The organism is Microvirga sp. P4_G7 (assembly GCF_056401005.1).
This window is the reverse complement of the sequence record NZ_JBFUKD010000906.1, coordinates 1-1217: the sequence shown is the minus strand read 5'-3', so window position 1 is coordinate 1217 and position 1217 is coordinate 1. Positions and strand designations below refer to the sequence as shown.

At 61.1% G+C, this 1217-nt stretch carries 1 protein-coding gene and 1 pseudogene; both read left to right on the top strand.

Annotated features, from left to right (window positions below; all coding sequences use genetic code 11):
• Positions 1-336, top strand: a pseudogene (locus AC1DT3_RS21800) (mechanosensitive ion channel family protein); the annotation flags it as partial.
• A 63-nt stretch (positions 337-399) separates the two neighbouring features.
• On the top strand, positions 400-1217 hold an 818-nt coding region (mazG, locus tag AC1DT3_RS21795; RefSeq protein ID WP_477467266.1), incomplete at its 3' end, for a nucleoside triphosphate pyrophosphohydrolase.

Below are 1217 nucleotides of genomic sequence, written 5' to 3'. Positions count from 1 at the left end.
GTGTTGAACTACAGCCGCGACTGGGTGATCGAGAAGATCGCGTTCCGCGTCGCGTTCGACACCGATGTCGAGCTGGTGCGCAAGCTGTTCAAGAAGGTCGGCCAGGATATCGCGGCCGATCCCGAGTTGAACGAGGACCTGCTCGAACCGTTCAAGAGCCAAGGCATCGCGGCGGTCGAGGATGGGACGCTCATCATCCGTGGTAAATTCAAGGCGCGCGCCGGAAAGCAGTTTGCTGTTCGTAAGGCGGTCATGACGGCCGTGCAGAAAGTGTTTCGCGAGAACGGCATTCACGCCGTTCCCAAACCGTTGTCGACAACGCAATCGCCGCCCTGATCTCCGCCGCTGGCGCCTTGTTGCCGATCGGGATATTCCGATCGCTCTTGCAGGGAGTCTTTCATGGCCGTCGCAACCGATTCCTCCGAGCTGGATCGCCTTCTCGCCATCATGGCGGCGCTGAGAGATCCAAACACGGGTTGCCCTTGGGACATGGTGCAGGATTTCGCATCGATCGCTCCCTACACCATCGAGGAAGCCTACGAAGTCGTCGACGCTATCGAGCGTGGAGACTACGTCGACCTCAAGGACGAGCTCGGCGATCTGCTGCTGCAAGTCGTCTTCCATGCCCGGRTGGCCGAAGAGCGCGGGCTCTTTGCTTTCGGCGATGTCGTTCACGCCATCACGAGCAAACTCATCCGACGCCATCCGCATGTCTTCGGCGATGCGCGCGACCTTTCTCCGGATGAAGTCAAGGCTCTCTGGGACGAGATCAAGCAAAGCGAAAAAGCGGAGCGCCAGTTAGAACGGGAACGCGCGGGTATCCCTGAGGGAAAGACGGGATTTCTCGGCGCAATACCGACACCCCTGCCCGCTCTGACGCGCGCTCACAAGCTCACCACAAAGGCGGCGAAGGTCGGCTTCGATTGGCCCGAGACGCGGCAGGTGGTGGAGAAGATCCACGAAGAGCTCGACGAGGTCCGCGAGGCGGCCGAGACGGGTGTCCACGACCATCTCGAAGACGAGATCGGCGATGTGTTGTTTGCGGTCGCGAACCTGGCGCGGCACCACGGCGTCGACCCCGAGACAGCGCTTCGCCGCACCAATGCGAAATTCGAGCGACGCTTCACGGCGATGGAAAATRCGCTCTCCCGGGCGAACCGCACTCTAGAGGACACGAGCCTCGATGAGATGGAGCGCCTGTGGGTCGAAGCCAAGCT